13 protein-coding genes are annotated in these 17788 nt (G+C 66.7%); 5 read left to right on the top strand and 8 right to left on the bottom strand.

What is annotated here, in order from left to right:
• Positions 1 to 86: 86 nt before the first annotated feature.
• Together HMI57_RS12685 and HMI57_RS12680 are read right to left on the bottom strand one after the other, a co-directional pair.
• Positions 87 to 1823 (bottom strand): phospho-sugar mutase, encoded by a 1737-nt coding sequence (locus tag HMI57_RS12685; protein ID WP_171586368.1) that lies wholly within the window; start codon positions 1821 to 1823, stop codon positions 87 to 89.
• A gap of 26 nt (positions 1824 to 1849) precedes the next feature.
• A complete protein-coding gene (locus HMI57_RS12680) occupies positions 1850 to 2653 on the bottom strand; it encodes a purine-nucleoside phosphorylase (protein WP_171586408.1) in 804 nt (267 codons plus the stop codon).
• A 127-nt stretch (positions 2654 to 2780) separates the two neighbouring features.
• Here HMI57_RS12680 and HMI57_RS12675 point away from each other — a divergent pair, with 127 nt between their 5' ends.
• The 4 genes from HMI57_RS12675 to HMI57_RS12660 all read left to right on the top strand — a co-directional run bounded on the left by HMI57_RS12675 (position 2781) and on the right by HMI57_RS12660 (position 7816).
• Positions 2781 to 4181 carry an NAD(P)H-quinone dehydrogenase gene (locus tag HMI57_RS12675; protein WP_171586367.1) on the top strand — a complete coding sequence of 467 codons (1401 nt, stop codon included), beginning with the start codon at positions 2781 to 2783 and terminating at the stop codon, positions 4179 to 4181.
• 180 nt (positions 4182 to 4361) lie between these two features.
• A complete protein-coding gene (locus HMI57_RS12670; RefSeq protein WP_171586366.1) occupies positions 4362 to 5774 on the top strand; it encodes an MFS transporter in 1413 nt (470 codons plus the stop codon).
• Positions 5775 to 5897: 123 nt separating this feature from the next.
• The gene (locus HMI57_RS12665; RefSeq protein WP_171586365.1) at positions 5898 to 7181 is read left to right on the top strand and encodes a serine/threonine-protein kinase; all 1284 of its coding nucleotides are present in this window, start codon (positions 5898 to 5900) and stop codon (positions 7179 to 7181) included.
• Positions 7178 to 7816 (top strand): hypothetical protein, encoded by a 639-nt coding sequence (locus HMI57_RS12660; protein ID WP_171586364.1) that lies wholly within the window; start codon positions 7178 to 7180, stop codon positions 7814 to 7816. The genes HMI57_RS12665 and HMI57_RS12660 overlap by 4 nt, the downstream gene beginning before the upstream one ends.
• Positions 7817 to 7854: 38 nt before the next feature.
• Here the strand turns inward: HMI57_RS12660 and HMI57_RS12655 are convergent, their stop codons facing one another.
• From HMI57_RS12655 to HMI57_RS12645, 3 genes are all read right to left on the bottom strand, one after another.
• The gene (locus HMI57_RS12655; protein ID WP_171586363.1) at positions 7855 to 9651 is read right to left on the bottom strand and encodes a biotin carboxylase N-terminal domain-containing protein; all 1797 of its coding nucleotides are present in this window, start codon (positions 9649 to 9651) and stop codon (positions 7855 to 7857) included.
• A 190-nt stretch (positions 9652 to 9841) separates the two neighbouring features.
• Positions 9842 to 10468, bottom strand: coding sequence for a Maf family protein (locus HMI57_RS12650; protein WP_171586362.1), 627 nt, complete (start codon positions 10466 to 10468; stop codon positions 9842 to 9844).
• 84 nt (positions 10469 to 10552) lie between these two features.
• Positions 10553 to 12271 (bottom strand): DUF885 family protein, encoded by a 1719-nt coding sequence (locus tag HMI57_RS12645; protein ID WP_171586361.1) that lies wholly within the window; start codon positions 12269 to 12271, stop codon positions 10553 to 10555.
• 159 nt (positions 12272 to 12430) lie between these two features.
• Between HMI57_RS12645 and HMI57_RS12640 the strand changes: the two genes are divergently transcribed.
• Positions 12431 to 13693 carry a serpin family protein gene (locus HMI57_RS12640; RefSeq protein WP_228721099.1) on the top strand — a complete coding sequence of 421 codons (1263 nt, stop codon included), beginning with the start codon at positions 12431 to 12433 and terminating at the stop codon, positions 13691 to 13693.
• Between the two features lie 34 nt (positions 13694 to 13727).
• Here the strand turns inward: HMI57_RS12640 and HMI57_RS12635 are convergent, their stop codons facing one another.
• The 3 genes from HMI57_RS12635 to HMI57_RS12625 form a co-directional block, all read right to left on the bottom strand.
• Positions 13728 to 15752, bottom strand: a complete 2025-nt coding sequence (locus tag HMI57_RS12635; RefSeq protein ID WP_346655205.1) for an acyltransferase family protein — start codon at positions 15750 to 15752, stop codon at positions 13728 to 13730.
• A 106-nt stretch (positions 15753 to 15858) separates the two neighbouring features.
• A complete protein-coding gene (locus HMI57_RS12630) occupies positions 15859 to 16116 on the bottom strand; it encodes an acyl-CoA carboxylase subunit epsilon (protein WP_346655204.1) in 258 nt (85 codons plus the stop codon).
• A complete protein-coding gene (locus HMI57_RS12625; protein ID WP_171586360.1) occupies positions 16113 to 17732 on the bottom strand; it encodes an acyl-CoA carboxylase subunit beta in 1620 nt (539 codons plus the stop codon). Before HMI57_RS12625 ends, HMI57_RS12630 begins: the two co-directional genes overlap by 4 nt.
• Positions 17733 to 17788: the final 56 nt, after the last annotated feature.

Below are 17788 nucleotides of genomic sequence, written 5' to 3'. Positions count from 1 at the left end.
TGGCTGGTACCACTTCACCGTAGGTAGCCCTGATTGCCCAGGTGTTTCGCGGACGTGAACGCCGAAAAACAACAGTGGGCACCCGCCTATAGGCCCAGCGACTCCTCGACGTCCCTGAGCACCGCGTCCAGGCGTGCCCGAGCGGTGACCTTGGCGTCCTCCAGCTCAGCGGCGGACTCGACCGGTTCCACCACCTCGAGGTAGCACTTCAGCTTGGGTTCGGTACCGGAGGGGCGGATGATCACGCGGGTGTTGTCCCGGGTGAGGAAAAGCAGCCCATCGGTGGGGGGCAGCCCGGTTTGGCCCAGGAGGAGGTCCTGGACGACGTCGACCGCTGAGTCGGCGAAGGCCTGCGGCGGGTTTTCCCGCAGCCGGTTCATCATGGCGCCCAGCAGTCCGAGGCTGCCGACCCTGACGGACAGCTGGTCGCTGGCGTGCAACCCGTGCAACAGTGACAGGTCGTCCAGCAGATCGAACAGGGTCCGGCCAGCCGCCTTGGTGGCTGCTGCCAGCTCGGCCATCAGCAGGGCCGCGGAAATGCCGTCCTTGTCCCTGACCTTCTCGGGGGCCACACAGTAACCCAGCGCCTCCTCGTAGCCGTAGGCCAGGGAGGGCACACGGGAGATCCACTTGAACCCGGTGAGGGTTTCGGTGTGGGCGATGCCGGCCGCCGCTGCGATACCTGTCAGCAACCGTGAGGAGACAATCGAGTTGGCGAAAACCGGTGCGGGAGCGTCGGACGCGGTGTCCTGGACCAGGCGGGCGGCGAGGTGCTGGCCGAGCAGCGCCCCGGTCTCGTCCCCACGGAGCATCCTCCACTCACCGGTGGCCGGATCCTTCGCTGCAACCGCAACCCGGTCGGCGTCGGGGTCGTTGGCCAGCACCAGGTCGGCGTCCTGGGCTACAGCTGCCGCCAGGGCAAGGTCGAGGGCGCCCGGCTCCTCGGGGTTGGGGAAGTCGACGGTCGGGAAGTCGGGGTCCGGCTCGGCCTGCTCGGCGACAACGTGGACTGACCCGAAGCCTGCTGCGGCCAGGACGTCCTGCGCGGTCTGTCCGCCCACGCCGTGCATGGGCGTCAACACGATGGACAGGTCCCGGTCTGGGAACCTCTCGCGGTCAGCAAGGCCGACCACAGCGGTCACGTAGTCCTTGGCGATGCTCCCGGGCAGGATGTTCCAACCCTCGGGCGCCAGCACGATGCTGTCCAGGCTGCCGATCGCTGCGATCCGGTCGGCGATCTCGGTGTCCTGCGGGGCGACGATCTGGGCGCCCCGTCCAGCGTCGTCGACGGCACGTCCGCCCAGGTACACCTTGTAGCCGTTGTCCTGGGGCGGGTTGTGGCTGGCCGTCACCATCACCCCCACCTCGCATTCGAGTGCGCGGACCGCGTAGGCGAGCACCGGGGTCGGCAGCTCGGTCGGCATCAGGAAGGTCTGGATGCCGACGGCAGTGAAGACCGCCGCCGTCTCCTCAGCGAAGATGCGGGAATTGTGGCGGGCATCGAATCCGACGACGGCACGGGGGGTGTAGGCGCCGTCGGCGATCCCGAGCACGTAGGCGGCAACGCCGGCAGCTGCCCGGCGCACCACCACGCGGTTCATCCGGTTGGGCCCGGCTCCGAGGGCGGCCCGCAGGCCGGCGGTGCCGAAGAGGAGCGGGCCGCTGAAACGGTCCTGCAGTTCCTGGACCACCATGGTGGCGCTGTCGTCGTCGGCGTACCGCTCCAGGAGTGCCTGAAGTTCCGCCGTCGTCTGCGGATCCGGATCCTCGGCGGCCCAGGCGTGGGCAGCATCGAGGAGTGGTTGGTGGTCGGCGTGCGTCATGACTTCTGGTTACCTTTGGTCAGGTTCTAGAGCCGGCTGATGATGTCAGCAAGCAGGCGTGAAATGCGGGGTCCGGCGGCGGCGCCGGATTCGATGACCTCGGCGTGGCTCAGCGGTGTTGCGCTGATGCCCGCCGCGAGGTTGGTGACCAGCGAGATCCCGAAGACTTCCATGCCGGCGTGACGTGCAGCGATGGCTTCGAGCGCCGTGGACATGCCGACCAGGTCGGCGCCGATGGTCCTCGCATACCTGACCTCGGCGGGTGTCTCGTAGTGGGGGCCTGTGAACTGTGCGTACACGCCCTCGTCCAGGGTCGGGTCGACCTCGCGGGCGAGGTCGCGGATCCGAGACGAGTAGAGGTCGGTCAGGTCCACGAAGGTGGCGCCCTCGAGGGGGGAGGTGGCGGTGAGGTTCAGGTGGTCGCTGATCAGGACCGGGGTGCCGGGGATCCACTGTTCCTGCAGCCCGCCGCAGCCGTTCGTCAGCACCATCACCTTGGCCCCGGCGGCGGCTGCGGTGCGGACGCCGTGGACCACTGCCCTGACGCCCTTGCCCTCGTAGTAGTGGGTACGGGAGCCGACCACCAGGGCGCGCTTGCCCGACGTCGTCAGGACCGAACGCACAGTCCCCACGTGTCCCTCCACGGCGGGGGCGGAAAACCCGGGGATGTCCGATGCCTCGAGGGTGTGGGTGGTCTCCCCGATGAGGTTGGCTGCTTCGCCCCACCCCGAGCCCAGCACCAGGGCAATATCGTGGTTGGCGACGCCGGTCTCGGCGGCGATGTACTCAGCCGCGGCGCGTGCCAGGTCGAAGGGGTCGGTCGGCGTCATTGACGTGGAGTTCTCGATCACTGATCAAACTTACCCTCAGTTCCCGGCCCGCTGCCACCGGCGGGGACGTGCGCGGACCGCCTTAACCGTTTGAGAGCGCAGCAGGGATAGGACAGAATGGTCAGTTGTGACCAGCCAACTAGATTTCAGTGCCCTTCGAATTGCCATCCTGGGCGGCGGGCCCGGCGGATACGAGGCGGCGATGGTCGCTGCCTCTCTCGGTGCCAGCGTCACCATTGTGGAGCGCCAGGGGCTCGGCGGGGCAGCTGTCCTCACCGACGTGGTGCCGTCGAAGACGTTGATCGCCACCGCTGACATTATGGCCCGGGTCGATTCCGCGCATGAGCTGGGTGTGCGGTTTGAGAACACCAAGGCTGCCCACGCGGACCTGGGCCAGGTCAACGAACGACTGCTGCGCCTGGCCGCCGAGCAGTCCGCTGATATCTCCCGTGCACTGGAGCGGGTGGGCGTGAAGATCCTCATCGGCGAGGGAAAACTGCTCGACAACCACCGCCTGGAGGTCACGGCCGGCGACGAAACCACCACCCTCGAGGCTGACGCCATCCTCCTGTCGGTTGGTGCGCACCCCCGGGAACTGCCCACGGCGCAGCCCGACGGTGAACGGATCTTCAACTGGACCCAGATCTACACCCTCACCGAAGTACCCGAGCACCTTATTGTGGTCGGCTCAGGGGTCACGGGGGCCGAATTCGCATCCGCCTATGACGGACTCGGCTCGAAGGTCACCCTGATCTCGAGCCGTGACCGGGTGCTCCCCGGCGAGGACGCCGACGCCGCCGAGGTGCTTGAGAACGTGTTCCGGAACCGCGGCATGACCGTGCTCTCGGAGTGCCGTGCCCAGGGCGTCCAGCGGCAGGGCGACGGCGTTGTCGTCACCCTGTCCGACGGGCGGACGGTCGAGGGCAGCCACTGCCTCATCGCGGTCGGCTCCATCCCCAATACCGCGGGCATCGGGTTGGAGGATGCGGGAGTCCAGCTTACCGAGTCGGGGCACATCAAGGTCGACGGCGTCTCGCGCACCTCGGCCCCGAACGTGTACGCGGCGGGGGACTGCACGGGGGTGCTGGCGCTCGCATCGGTGGCCGCCATGCAGGGCCGTATCGCGATGGCCCACCTGATGGGCGACAGTGTCACCCCGCTGAAGCTCAAGCAGGTTGCCTCCAATATTTTCACTGCCCCCGAGATTGCCACCGTGGGGGTTTCCGAGGCGGACGTGGAATCGGGCCGCTACCAGGGCGACGTCGTGAAGCTTTCCCTCCACACCAACGCCCGCGCAAAGATGATGAACGTGACCGACGGATTTGTGAAGATCATCTCCCGCAAGGGGTCCGGAACGGTGATCGGCGGTGTCGTCGTCGGGCCCCGCGCCTCGGAGTTGATATTCCCCTTGGCGCTGGCCGTCACGAAGAAGCTGCACGTGGACGATGTGGCCAACACGTTCACCGTCTACCCGTCGCTGACCGGCTCAATCTCCGAAGCCGCACGACGCCTGCACGTCAGGCTGTAGAAACAAAAAGTTCCCTGCACCCTGCCCTAACGGTCAGCGGTGCTGTAGCCTAGCTCTCAGTTGCGCTGTCCACATACTGGACAAATTTATCCACCTGTTGGACCTTGCTGGTCTGATTGATGCATTCAGCCACCTGATCGCGGTGCCTTTGGCCCGCCGTAGTGAGAGAAAGCCGCAGACATGTCAACAACCCCGTCCGCCGTGGACGCCGGTGCTTCCAAGCCGAAGAATCCCAAGGGCCGCGTCATCTTCGCGAGCCTCATCGGAACCACCATCGAGTTCTATGACTTCTATATTTACGCCACGGCGTCGGTGCTGGTCTTTCCGGCGCTGTTCTTCCCGGACGCCACCCCGGCGAACGCGATCCTGAGCTCCTTCGCCGTCTTCGGCGTCGCGTTTGTGGCCCGCCCCCTCGGATCGATCATCTTTGGCCACTACGGTGACCGGATCGGTCGCAAGGGGACACTGGTCGCGTCGCTGCTGACCATGGGTATCGCCACCTTCCTTATCGGTGTGCTCCCGACCGCGCAGGTGGATGGCTGGATCATCCTGGCGCCCGCGCTGCTGGTGTTGCTGCGCTTCTTCCAGGGTCTCGCCCTGGGCGGCGAATGGAGCGGTGCCGCACTGCTCGCCACCGAAAACGCACCGAAGAACAAGCGAGCCGTCTACGGCACGTTCCCGCAGCTGGGTGCTCCGATCGGTTTCATCCTCGCGAACCTGTTGTTCGTCTACCTCAACGCCACCCTCAGCAACGAGGAGTTCCTGGCCTGGGGCTGGCGGGTACCGTTCCTGCTTAGCGCCGTGCTGGTCATCGTTGGACTGTACGTCCGGCTCAAGCTCATCGAAAGCCACTCCTTCCAGCAGGTGAAGGACAAGGGCAAGGTAGTGAAGCTGCCCCTGGCCAGCGTCTTCAAGCACCAGTGGCGTCCCCTGCTGCTCGGCACATTCATCATGTTCGCCACCTACGTGCTGTTCTACCTGATGACCGCATTCACCCTCACCTTCGGCACCACCCCCGCATCGGTCGAGGACGCACGTGCGGCCGCCGAGGCGGCCGGGCGAGGCTTCGACGACGCCGCAGCCGAGGCCTTCGTCCCCGGGCTGGGTATCGCCCGCGGTGACTTCCTCATCATGCTCATCATCGGTGTCGTGTTCTTCGGTATCTTCACCCTCGTCTCCGGTCCGCTCGCCGAGAGGTTCGGCCGCCGGAAGATGCTGATGGCCACCACCATCGGTATCGCGCTGTTCGGGTTCACCTGGGTGCCACTGTTCGGTGCGGGCACCACCGGTGCGATGGCCCTGCTGATCATCGGCTTCATCCTGATGGGCCTGACCTTCGGTCCCATGGCGGCGATCCTGCCGGAACTGTTCCCCGCCAACGTCCGCTACACAGGTTCTGCGGTCGCCTACAACATGTCGAGCGTCATCGGTGCGGCACCGGCGTCGTTCGTCGCCATCGCCCTGTGGCAACTGGCCGACGGCAGCACGCTGCTGGTGGGCCTGTACCTCAGTGCAGCGGCTGTCGCCACATTCATCGCACTCTGGCTCAGCAGGGAAACCCGCGACCACGACTACGACAACAACGTGGCGTAACCGTCTTACCCCTTCACAACGGCGCGGCACCCTCGGGTGCCGCGCCGTCGTCGTGACCGGGTGCTGGGGGCGTGGAATGCGTCCCACGTAGAATCGGTCAGGAAATCAACCAGCGGAGGCGGCATGAGTACCCAATCACTGGCTGACGGACGCTACCTCCTCGGCAGCGTCGTCGGCGTCGGCGGGATGGCGGAGGTCTACCACGCCCGGGACACCCGGCTCGGCCGGGACGTGGCGGTGAAGCTGTTCCGGCCAGGGGCCGCCGACGGCGTCTCCCGCGGATCGGACGAGGCGCGGCTGCTTGCGGGACTGCACCACCCGGGACTGGTGCGGGTGCTGGACATGGATTCGTCGAGCACCTCATCCGGGCCAACCTACCTGGTGATGGAACTCGTCGAGGGCCCCGATCTGGGGGCGTTGCTGGCAGACGGCCCGCTCCCAGCCGACGCCGTCCGCTCGGCCGGATGGGATGTGGCCCGGACGCTGGCGTATATCCACCAGCGAGGCATCCTGCACCGCGACATCAAACCGTCAAACATCCTGACCCGCACCACCGATCCTGACAGTGGGGTTTTCGGCTACCTGGTCACCGACTTCGGGATCGCCCGCTTCTACGACGCCGCCCGGCAGACTGCCACAGGCCAGACGATCGGCACCGCCGCCTATCTCAGTCCCGAACAGGCGCGCGGCGGGACCGTCGGAACTCCGACTGACATCTACTCGCTCGGGCTGGTCCTGCTGGAATGCCTCACCGGTGCGCGGGCCTACCCCGGGACGAGCCTGGAAACCGCTGTCGCCAGGCTGCACCGGCCGCCCGCAATTCCGGCTGGACTCGGGCCAGCCTGGCAATCGTTGCTGTCACGGATGACAGCAGACAACCCCGACGACCGGCCCACCGCCGGTGCCGTCGCCGCCGAGTTCGCCCAGTGGAAGGAACCCGAGCCCCGCACCGAGGTCCTCCGCGCGGATACCCCGGTGGCCCGGCCATTTCAGCTCTCCCTGCCGGACGAACCCGCCCGGCAACCAGCGCCCACCACTGTCCTCGCGACGGGGCCCGCCGTCACCGAGACCCAGCCGTCGGCCGGCCTCTGGCCCGCTGACGACTCCCGGGGGACCGCTCTGGGTACCCGCACCCTGCCCAGTGGTGATGAGCCCCGCCATGACCGGTCCGGCCGAGCCCCCTCCACGCATGGCCAGGCGGGAGGGTCCCGGTCCGGCACTTCCCGACCCGGCCGACGCCGGACCTGGCTGGTGGGTGTGCTCGCTGCAGCCGCGGTGGTGGTTGTCGGTCTGGTTGTCATCCTTGGCCTGAACCTGGGTGGTCAGGCGCCGGTGGAGGAGCTTCCTTCGGTACCCGGCACCACTGGCGAACTCCTGAACGAGCTCTACGAGAGGGTGCAACCATGAGCCGGGCACACGTTCCGGGAAGACGGCCTACGTGGGGCCGCGCTGGGCGGGCGCAGCGTCAGTGGGCGGCGGCATCGCTGGGTGCCGCGTTGCTCCTGTCGGGCTGTGGGGCGCCGGCGCTGGACCCGGACGCGGCGGCAAGCTTCCAGGCCTCGGTCCGGGAGATTGCCACTGCAGCGGCCGCCGGGGATCAGGTAGCCGCCACGCAGCTCGCCGCCGAACTGCGTCAGGAAGTCACCGTGGCACGCGGGCAAGGCACTGTCACCGCCGAACGGGCAACCCAGATCCAGTCGACCATCGACGAGTTGCTCCTTGCCATCGCCGCCGAGGTGGGCCAGACCGGACCCGTCGGGCCGGCACCCGCTCCCACCACGAACACGCCGGTGCCCCCGCCGACCACCCCGGCCGAGACCCCCACCCCGCCAGCCGGACCCTCGCAGGACGAGGACCAGGATGAGGACCAGGACGATGGCGAGGGCAGCGAGGATACCGGTCCCGCCGGCGACAGGGCGCAGCGGGATGCCGAACGGGAGCGCGAAAAGCAGCAGCGCGAGCAGGAGAAGCTCGAGAAGGAACAGCGGGAGCAGGCCGAACGCGAGCAGGAGCAACGCGAAGACGCCGACGACGACGCGTAGCAACAGGTGCCCCGACCTGCACGGCCGGTGTGGTGCGCCTAGTCGGAAATGGCGGCGATCACGGCGCCGGCCGCCACGGTGTCCCCCGGGGCGGCGCTGAGGCCGGACAGGGTGCCGGATTTGTGGGCGGTCAGGGGTTGTTCCATCTTCATGGCTTCCAGGACCACGATCAGGTCTCCCTCGGAGACGAGGTCGCCGTCGGCAACTGCCACCTTGACGATGGTGCCCTGCATGGGGGAGGTGAGATCGTCGCCGTCGGCCGCTGCTGCCGACCCGCCGCGTGTGCGCAGTGCCTTCTTCGGCTTGCTGGCGGTACCCTGCCGACCTGTACCGCCCAGGCTCGCTGGTAGGACCACTTCAAGGCGCTTGCCGGCTACCTCGACCGTGATGCGCTGGCGGCCACCGTCCTCGTCGGACGCCGAATCGGCCGCGTCCGCCGGGCTCCACGGCGCGATGGTGTTGGTGAACTCGGTTTCAATCCAGCGAGTGTGGACGGTGAACGGACCGTCGGTCGGGGCGAACGCGGGGTCGGCGACGACTGCGGCGTGGAACGGCAGGACCGTCGGCATCCCGATGATGCGCATTTCGGCGAGGGCACGCCGGGCACGCTGCAGCGCCTGGGTGCGGGTCGCGCCGGTGACAATGAGCTTCGCCAGCATCGAGTCGAAGTTCCCGCCAATGACTTCTCCGGCTTCGATCCCTGAATCGACCCGGATACCGGGTCCGGTGGGGAGGGTAAGGGTCTGGACGGTGCCGGGGGCGGGCATGAAGTTCCGGCCGGCATCCTCACCGTTGATCCGGAACTCGAAAGAATGGCCGCGGACGGTCGGGTCGCTATAGCCAAGGGCTTCCCCGCGGGCGAGGCGGAATTGCTCCCGGACCAGGTCGATGCCCGTAACCTCCTCGGAGACCGGGTGCTCCACCTGCAGCCGGGTGTTCACCTCCAGGAAGGAAATAGTCCCGTCCTGGCCCACCAGGAACTCGCAGGTTCCGGCACCCTGGTAACCGGCTTCCCGGAGGATGGCTTTCGACGCCTCGTAGAGTCGCCGGTTCTGGTCCTCGCTGAGGAACGGTGCCGGCGCTTCCTCAACCAGTTTCTGGTTGCGCCGCTGCAGCGAGCAGTCACGGGTGGAGACGACGACGACGTTCCCGTGCGCATCAGCAAGGCACTGGGTTTCCACATGGCGGGGTGCGTCGAGGAACCGTTCGACGAAGCACTCACCCCGTCCGAACGCCGCGGTTGCCTCGCGGACCGCCGAGTCGTAGGCCTCGGGGATGTCGGCTGCGTCCCGGACCACCTTGATGCCACGGCCGCCGCCGCCGAAGGCGGCCTTGATGGCGAGGGGGAGCCCAAACTCGTCGGCGAAGTCCTGGACCTCGCGGACGGAGGCTACCGGATCCTTTGTGCCGGGGACCAGCGGGGCGCCGACCTTCTCGGCGATGTGGCGGGCCTTGACCTTGTCACCGAGTTGGGAGATGGCTTCCGGTGAGGGGCCGATCCAGGTGATCCCCGCGTCAATGACCTTGCGCGCGAACTCGGCGTTCTCGGACAGGAAGCCGTAGCCGGGATGGATGGCGTCCGCGCCGCTGCGCTGCGCGGCCTCCAGGATGCGGTCCATCACCAGGTAGGAGTCGGCGGCGGTGCTGCCGCCCAGGCCGTAGGCCTCGTCGGCGAGCCGGACGTGCAACGCGTCCCGGTCCGGATCGGCGTAGACCGCAACCGATACGAGGCCCTCGTCGCGGGCTGCGCGGATGATGCGCACGGCAATCTCACCGCGGTTGGCGATCAGGACCTTGGTAACTGGATTTATTGCAGCGGAAAAGGACTCGCTCATGGTGTGGTCTGGCTCCTTCGTATCTGTTCGGAGCCTAGCGCCATATTGTCGTTTATGCCCATAATCCATGCGGATAGCGCGTGTGGCGGCCGGTTTCCTTGTAGGGATGCTACAACGATAGCCGCGGTTGCACCTCTAAATAGTGAGGTGTCCACCGGCCAGGGTGCGGGGCAGGTGGCGTGCCCGCCGGTTAGGCCCAGAAGTCCATGACGGTCAGGTTCGCCGAGGCCAGCAACCCGCGCAGGGTCGAGACGCTCAGCCCAATAACGGCGTGCGGATCGCCGTCGACCCGGGTGATGAACGCCCCGCCCAGACCGTCGATGGTGAACGACCCGGCGACCTGGAGCGGTTCGCCGGTGGCCACGTAGGCATCAATCTCCTCGTCCGAGAGCTGGGCGAAGTGCACCGAGGCGGAGGCGACGGCGCCCACGGTGGCGCCCGATCCGCCGTCGGACGCGGCACGGGTATCCACGAGCCAGTGGCCGGTGTGCAGGACGCCGAACGAGCCGCTCATCCGGCGGATCCGGGCGCGGGCAATCTCCGGTTCCCAGGGCTTGCCGTGGGCGGCTCCCTCGAATTCGAAGATCGAGTCGCAGCCGATCACCAGTGCGCCCTCGGAACCATCCGCCTCCGCGACAGCCTCGGCTTTGGCGCGGGCGAGCAGGAGCGAGGTGTCGAAGGCGTCCAGCGGGCCATACGCGGCGGCGACGGCGTCCTCGTCCACATCGGAGACCAGCACCGAGTGGTGGATACCGGCATCGGAGAGGACCTTGGTGCGGGCGGGGGATGCTGAGGCGAGGATCAGGCGGGAAGTCATACTTCAGCTTAGGCACGTCGGGGCGCGACGGTGTACCGTCGCGCCCCGTGACAGCAGACTGATCCCCTCGCAGGGTGACGGTGTCTAGCCGACCAGTGCCCGGCGCAGCGTGTCGAGCCCGACAGATCCGAGGTTCAGCGCGCGGGTGTGGAAACCGCGCAGGTCGAACGCGTCGCCCTCGCGGCCCCGGACCTCGTCGCGAATCTGCTCCCAGAGCCGCTGCCCAATCTTGTACGAGGGGGCCTGACCCGGCCAGCCCAGGTAGCGGTTGAACTCGAAGTCCAGTTGGCCCTCCGAGATGGCGATGTTCTTCTTCAGGAACTCATAGCCCTTGTCAGGCGTCCAGGTACCGGTGCCCCAGCGTTCGGGAACGTCCAGTTCCAGGTGAACCCCGATGTCGAAGACCACCCGTGCTGCCCGCATCCGTTGCGCGTCGAGCATGCCGAGCCGGTCGCCCGGGTGGTCAAGGTAGCCCAGTTCCTGCATCAACCGCTCGGCGTAGAGCGCCCAGCCCTCGCCATGGCCGGAGACCCACACCGCGTTGCGGCGCCAGTTGTTCAGCAGCCCGCGCTGCATGGTGGCCGTCGCGATCTGCAGGTGATGCCCGGGAACACCCTCGTGGTAGACGGTGGTGGTCTCCTTCCACGTGGTGAAGGAGTCCTCGCCCTCCGGTACCGACCACCACATCCGGCCGGGACGGGAAAAGTCGTCGCTGGGCCCTGAGTAGTAAATGCCGCCCTCATGCGTCGGAGCGATCTTGCACTCGATGGTGCGCATGATGTCGGGGATATCGAAGTGGACCCCGGCCAGCTCGTCGACAGCCTTGTCGGAGAGCTGCTGCATCCAGGCCTGCAGGGCGTCGGTGCCCTGCAGCTGCAGTTCGGGGGTCTCGTCGAGGATCTTCATGGCTTCCTCGACGGAGGCGCCGGCCTTGATCTCATTCGCCACTACCTCCTGCTCGGCGATCACCCGATCAAGCTCTTCGACTCCCCACCGGTAGGTCTCCTCTAGATCGACGACGGCGCCCAGGAACCGTCGCGACATCAGCGCGTAGTGATCGCGGCCCACCGCATCCTTGGCCGGCGCCGCGGGGAGCAGCTCATCCTGCAGGAAGGCGCCGAGGCGTCCGTAAGCGGCCCGCGCCGCAGCCGATCCTGCTACCAGGTCCTGGCGCACCTGGTCCGGCAGCGCGCCGTCGTCCAGCGACGCGTTCGACACGAACTCATCGAAGAATCCGCCGTCCTCCGCGTACTTAGCGGTCTGGCCGATCACGATCTTGATCTGGCGCTCGGCGGCAACCAGACCACGGTCCTTGCCGGAGCGCAGGGAGCTGATATAGCCGGAAAGGGCATCGGGGATGTTGTGCATGCGGCCGGCGATATGGCCCCACTGGTCGGCCGTCGCGGTGGGCATCAGGTCAAAGATCGCCCGGATCTCCTGGGCGGGGGATGCGAGGTTGTTCAGATCGGCCAGGTTCAGCCCGGTCGCGTGGATTTCCAGTTCAAGGCCGAGACGCTCCTGCATGGCGTCGAGGGTGACGCGGTCGACGTCGTCGGCGGGTTCCAGATCGGTGAGACGACCGAGGGTTTCCCTCGTGGCCTCGGCCCAGGCCTCAAGGCCGGCAGGGGAGTAGTCGCGGTATTCGGTTTCGTGGCCGGGGAATCCGAGCTCGGTCGCGAAGCCCGGATCGAGCTCCAGCAGGGTCTCGGTATAGGCGTCGGCGACGGCGTCGATAGCGGTCTTGGCGCGCGTCGGTAGCGAAGCGGGCGACTGGCTAGCTGTGGCGGGGGTCTCATTGTTCACAGATCGAGCCTAGCCGTTTTGCCGCCCGAGTGGTTGCTTTGAGCCACGGTAATCGGCTGTAACCGGATTGTGCCCTGCGTTCCCGGTCGGTGCCCCTGCTGGGGAAGTACCTTGGACTCAGTGATGCCGCCGCGGGCAAGGAAGCGAAGGGTGAGATCAATGGTGCGGGTTCGCAGAATCGTCGCAGTGGCCTGGCTCTCCGCCGCCACGATGGCTCTGACGGGGTGCACCCCCACCGCCCCGGATCTTCTCAGCGCCGACGAGGTTGACCGTGCAGCCGTTCAGGTCGGGGACTACCCGGAGGCAGTGGCCAGCCTGCGGGACTCATCGTTCCGGCTGGGCGCAGTGATGCTCGCCGGCGCCGACCCGACCGACAATGCGGTGACGAGCCCGGTCAGCGCCCTGTATGCGCTCTCCATGCTGCGTGCCGGGGCAGCGACGACGACGGCGGCCGAGATGGACGAGGTGCTCGGTTTTCCTGCCGAGAACCGCGACGAGGCAATGAACGCGCTGCTGGCCCTGTGGCAGGAACACGACGGTGATCCCGGGACAGTCGACGAGGACGATCCGCCCGAAGCCCCGCTCCTGCACCTGGCGAACGGGATCTTCATTGATCGCGGCCTGACCGTGGGGGAAACCTTCCTTCAGACGCTTGCTGCCCAGTACGGCTCGGGCGTGTACCCGGTGGACTTCAGCGACCGCTCCACCGAGGACACGATCAACGCCTGGATCAGCGAGCACACCGGCGGCCGGATCGACCAAGCGCCGCTGGACTATGATCCCGACACCCGGGTCAGCCTGCTCAACACCGTCTACTTCGCGGCGGCGTGGGCAACCCCCTTCGACCCCGTGGATACCGCGCCGGGGCCGTTCCAGCTCACCGATGGCGGGACCATCCAGGCCGACATGATGCGGCAGCTGGTATCGGCCAACTACGCCTCCGGCGACGGGTGGACAGCAATGGATCTGCCCTACAACGAGGGTTTCCAGATGCGGCTTATTCTGCCGGATCAGGGAGGGTCGCCGGTGATGAGCGCGAGCCAGCTCGCTGACGTCCGGGTGGGGATGGAGAGCGGATCAGCGGTCGTCGTCGGCCTGGTCCTGCCGAAGTTCGATCACCGCTACCACCAGGATCTGTTGGAGCTGCTCGCAAACATGGGCCTGACCGAGACCTTCGGCGAATATCCCGACTTCAGCCCGATCAATCCCGACCTCTATGTTTCGGGTGCGGCACAGGAGGCGAACATCACGGTTGCCGAACGAGGCACGATCGCAGCAGCCGTCACGCAGATCAACATGGTCGAATCGGGGATGCCTACCTCCGACGTGGACTTCGTCCTCGACCGGCCGTTCCAGTACCAGATCATCCACACGGAGACCGGCATGCCCCTGTTTATGGGGACAGTGATGGATCCCCGTTGACGTCGGGGCGGCTGGCGGGAGCGTGGGCGGGCGGCTAGTCCAGGGATTCCAGCAGACGTCGTTCGAACTCTGGCACCATCGTCTTGATATAGGTTTTGCTGAGGTGGTTGTCATCCATGTAGACGAGGACGTTGCCGATCACCGGTGGGCAAACCCCGTCGGGGCAGATCAGGTCGGTCAGCTCGATCGAGTGCAACGCCGGGAGTCGGGCGGCCAGCTCATTCACCGGGTTCACCGGCGCCAGCTTGTCTCCGACGTCGAAGGTGCAGGATGGGTCATCCTGCCCGGAGCTTTCCACACACTCAGGAATGTTGATCCCGAACCGTGGATTGTCACGGATGGCGATGACCTGGGCGCCGCCAGCCATGATCCGCTGTGCGGCTTCCTCATAGCCGGGAACAAGGCGGTCGTCGGGGCGGGTGTGGTGTGAGGTGGAGGAAACGGTGAAGACCAGGTCGGGATTCACCTCCTCCAGGTAGGAGAGCACATCGGCGTTCCACTGGTCGCAGTTCTCGACCGGTTCCTGTCCGACCGGCGCACCGAAGGGGCACTGCCCTTTGCGCAGCACCACGAGGTCCCAGCCCTGGCGTTTGGACACGGGCTCGATCGCTGCCACCCACTGCTGCGGGTGCGATGCCCCGACAACGACTGCCAGCTTGGTCGGGTCCTCAACTGTCGACTGGGTGCAGCCAGCCTGCAATAAGCCGAAGGAGGAGGCGTCGAATGCGCCGGAACAGTCCTCCTCAAGATTGACCCATTCTCTGTCCAGAGCCGTCATCAGCGGCATCAGGGGAGCCTGGTCATCACCGAAGGGAACGAATCCCTCCCGGAGGGAGGCAGCGCCCGGGTTGTTGGCGTCATCAGCGGCTGCGGTCGCGGCGGTGTGGATTTGCAGTTGCCAGGCTCCCACCGGAACACCAACGAAGATGGCGCAGAGGGCGATGACGACGGCGGACCGCCTCCGTTTCCGTGCCGCCCACTTCAACTGTCGGATGGGTTTGTCGATGAACCGGGTGGTCACCATCGCCCAGAGCACTGATACGGCGATGATTGCCAGGCCCGAAAACAACCCGGCCGATTCCTGGTCCCGGTTGATCAGGAAGACCACCAGCAACGGCCAGTGGACCAGATAGAGGGCGTAGGAGGCGTCCCCCAACCGCACCAGCGGACGCGAGGAAAGGAACCGGTCCACGCCGAACCGGCTTCCGGTGCCGCCCGCGCTGATTACTGCTGCGGCGGCGAGGGTTGGCCAGAGCGCGATATAGCCGGGGAACTGCTGCTCCACCTGGAGGACGATTCCGACGGCGAGCATGGCGATGATGCCGACCCAGCCCAGGACAACCCGGCTCAGCACCGGGAGCCGAACGTAGGGCAAGGCCAGCGCTATCAGTGACCCGAGGGCGAATTCCCACAGCCGGGTGCGGGTGTCGAAGTAGGCAAAAGCCTGGTTTGTCGCGGTCTGCCACACGGAGTAGGCGAGCGACGAGGCGAATACCAGGCCGAACAACCCGATCAGAACCCTCCGCGGCTTGATCCTGAACCGGTGGGCGGCAACGGCGGCGCCCGCGAACAGCAACGGCCACAGGATAAAGACCTGGCCCTGGATGGAGAGTGACCAGAAGTGCTGGAACGGGCTCGCGGTGCTGTGGTCGGTGGCGTAGTAGTCGACCGAGTTCGCCGCGAGCAGCCAGTTCTGGAAGTAGAAGAGGGAGGCCCACGCCTGGTCGAGGATTTCCGTCCAGCGTCCCCGGGGAACGAAAGCCAGTACGGCTCCGAGGGTGACGACGATGGTCAGGGCCGCCATCGGTACCAGTCGCCGGAAGAGGTTGACCCAGTACCGCAGCAGGTCCAGCGGCGTCCCGGTCTCCAGCTTGCGGGTGAAGGAGAGGGTGAGGAGGAACGCGGAGATGAGGAGGAAAACGTCGACGCCCCCGGAGACCCGCCCCAGCCAGACGTGGTAGACCACCACCATCAACACGGCGAGGGCTCTCAGGCCCTGCACCTCCGGTCGGTAGCCGGATTTCACTGCCCCGGGCGCCGGAAGGATTGGTGCAGTCACCAAGGTGCGCGGCTGGTGTGCCTGCCGGTCATGTATCGATCTCCTCTGCCGACAGAATTACCTGACTATCCTAGTGGCAGGTGAGACCGCTCCCTCTCACAGGGGTCTAGCGGCCGCTGCGTTTCCAGGAGCCTGGCCCGGGCAGGGGCGCCAGGCGCAGCTGGTTCCGGCGGACCCAGGTGCGGTGCGGGGTTCCGGTGTCGGGCTCCGGGGAATCACTGGAGAGCGCGACGACGACGGCGGTCAGCGCCGCCAGCTCCTCGGCCGTCGGGGTGCCACGCACCACTGAGAACACAGCGTCCGCGGGGGCGGCGGCGTCGTCGTCGGCCGCGGAATGGCCGGGCCGGATCGGGGTAATGGTCACAGGGGGATGTTCCCGTGCTTTTTGGCGGGGTTGGTGGCCCGTTTGTCGCGCAGGGCCCGCAGCCCGCGGACAATCTGCTGCCGGGTGTCCGACGGCGCGATCACGGCGTCGACGTAGCCCAGCTGCGCTGCCTGGTAGGGGTTGAGGAGCTCTTCCTCGTACTGGGTGATCACCTGGGCACGGGCGGCCTCGACGTCGCCGCCCGCGTCGGCCACTGACTTGAGGTGACCGCGGTAGAGGATGTTCACGGCCCCCTGGGCTCCCATCACGCCGATCTGCGCGGTAGGCCAGGCCAGGTTGAGGTCGGCACCGAGCTTCTTGGAGCCCATCACGATGTACGCGCCGCCGTACGCCTTGCGGGTAATGACGGTGAGCTTGGGGACAGTGGCTTCAGCGTAGGCGTAGAGCAGTTTGGCGCCCCGGCGAATGATGCCGTTGAACTCCTGATCCTTGCCGGGAAGGAAGCCGGGCACATCCACAAGGGTGAGGATCGGGATGTTGAAGGCGTCGCAGTTCCGGACAAAGCGGGCGGCCTTTTCGGACGCGGCGATGTCCAGGGTGCCGGCGAATTGCAGCGGCTGGTTGGCAACGATCCCGACGGTGTGGCCCTCCACACGGGCGTACCCGATCATCACGTTCGGTGCGTAGAGGGACTGCATCTCGAGGAAGTGGCCGTCGTCGACAATCGTGGAGATCACCGTGCGCATGTCGTAGGGCTGGTTCGCCGAGTCGGGGATCAGGGTGTCGAGCTCCTCATCCTCTTCGGTGAGCTCCAGCTGCTCGACAAACTCGGTGAGCGGTGCCTCGGCCAGATTGTTCGAGGGCAGGAAATCCAGCAGCTCCCTGACGAAGTCGATCGCGTCGCGTTCGTCGGAGGCGAGGTACGCGGACGTCCCGGTGGTGGAGTTGTGCTGCCGCGCGCCGCCGAGGGTCTCCATGTCGACGTCCTCGCCCGTCACCGTCTTGATCACGTCGGGTCCGGTAATGAACATGTGGGAGGTCTTGTCCACCATCACCACGTAGTCGGTGAGGGCGGGGGAATAGGCGGCACCGCCCGCGCAGGGCCCCATGATCAGGGAGATCTGGGGGATCACCCCCGAGGCGTGGACGTTGTTCCGGAAGATGTCAGCGAACATGGCCAGCGAGGACACGCCCTCCTGGATCCGGGCGCCGCCGCCGTCGTTGATCCCAACCACCGGGCAGCCGTTCCGGAGCGCGAACTCCTGGACCTTGACGATCTTCTCGCCGTTGACCTGGCTCAGCGACCCGCCGTAGACGGAAAAGTCCTGGCTGTAGACGGCGATCTGGCGGCCCTCCACCGTTGCGTAGCCCGAGACGACGCCGTCGCCCAGGGGTTTCTTCGCCTCCATGCCGAACGCCGTCGAGCGGTGGACTGCCAGGGCATCGAACTCGACGAAGGAACCGGGGTCCACCAGCAGATCGATGCGCTCGCGGGCGGTGTTCTTGCCCCGCGCGTGCTGCTTCGCGACCGACTCGGGGCCGGACGGTTGCTGCGCGAGTCCCTCGCGGCGACGGAAATCGGCGAGCTTCCCTGCGGTGGTGGTGAGGTCGATCGAGTGATCCTGCGCGACCAAAGGTACTGAGCCAGGCTGCATTGAGTCTCCGGGTTGGCGGTGAACGGGCCGTTGTCGGGGTTAAGTAGGTTTTCCAC

The sequence above is a fragment of the Arthrobacter sp. 260 genome (assembly GCF_013116745.1).
Classification (GTDB): Bacteria; Actinomycetota; Actinomycetes; order Actinomycetales; family Micrococcaceae; genus Arthrobacter_D.
The sequence above is the reverse complement of the archived record's forward strand: the minus strand, read 5'-3'. Positions and strand labels throughout refer to the sequence as shown.